The organism is Yersinia sp. IP36721, assembly GCF_003634395.1.
GTDB classification, from domain to species: Bacteria; Pseudomonadota; Gammaproteobacteria; order Enterobacterales; family Enterobacteriaceae; genus Yersinia; species Yersinia entomophaga.
Genome location: NZ_QCZL01000077.1, coordinates 1 through 874 on the forward strand (window position 1 = coordinate 1; position 874 = coordinate 874).

Below are 874 nucleotides of genomic sequence, written 5' to 3' on the forward strand. Positions count from 1 at the left end.
AGCATGAAGCGCTACTAAAATCACTACCGCGCCGTAACGCTCTCACTCTTACGGAAGCCTGCTGCAAACTTAGCCACCTGCGGCAAACATATATTGTCCGCGCTTGGCTGCTCGGCGCTGCGATTAAATCAGCGGGATACTGTGACCGCGTACTTTCTGGCGAGCGTTTACTTGCTGGTCGTAGTTGCCGCGAACTTTCAGATTGGCGCGCTGGCGTTTCTCTGATGCTTTCTCAGATATCGCCCCGTAAAACTCCGCCGCTTTCTCTATCTGCGCTCTGTATTCAAAGCTGATAGGCTTGATAGCGCTTTCTATGCGGCTGTTAGGCTTGCGGTTCAATCGCAGAGTAGGGCGCTTAACTTCGCGCGACTCCAGTTCTACGATGCCGTGCTGAGCGTTGTATGCTGCTGTCAGAGCTTTGCGCTTATCGTTACGGCGCTGTCTGGCGTTGTCATAACCTTGATGAGCCATGGTGTTACCTCCGGTTAATAAGCTTTGGTGATGTGGTGGGACAGCATGCCCTGGTGTTGGCTGTGCCTGTTGCCGACTCACCACATCCCAAAACTCATTCGCTTTGGTACTTCGCGCTTTTCAGCGCTGTTATCTTAAAGAGCACTTCCTGTCGTACTTTTGGCGTCCTGCCGTTTCGTTGAGATAGATATTGAACCAATAGTACGGATAATGCAAGAACCATAAGTACGAAAATTACATTTTATTGCGTACTTATGGTTTAATTTGTTGTTTTTAAAGTGAATTTAATTTGAAAATAATTCAGACGTGACCCTTCGCACCTGGCTATCAGGCGTGAAAAGTGTGAGGTGAGTAGTGTTTAAAGCGGGTAGGGTGGTGAGATTGTCAGATTACAGGCACAAAA

General features: G+C 48.4%; 1 protein-coding gene. It reads right to left on the bottom strand.

Features of this window, described 5'->3' with window-relative positions; translation table 11 throughout:
- Positions 1 to 123 precede the first annotated feature (123 nt).
- Positions 124 to 471: a hypothetical protein gene (locus DBA33_RS20375; protein WP_120807125.1), complete on the bottom strand. Its 348-nt coding sequence runs from the start codon at positions 469 to 471 to the stop codon at positions 124 to 126.
- Positions 472 to 874: the final 403 nt, after the last annotated feature.

Coding starts and splice junctions, on each gene's coding strand:
- DBA33_RS20375 (WP_120807125.1), bottom strand. CDS start 471: ATGGCTCATCAAGGTTATGACAACGCCAGACAGCGCCGTAACGATAAG.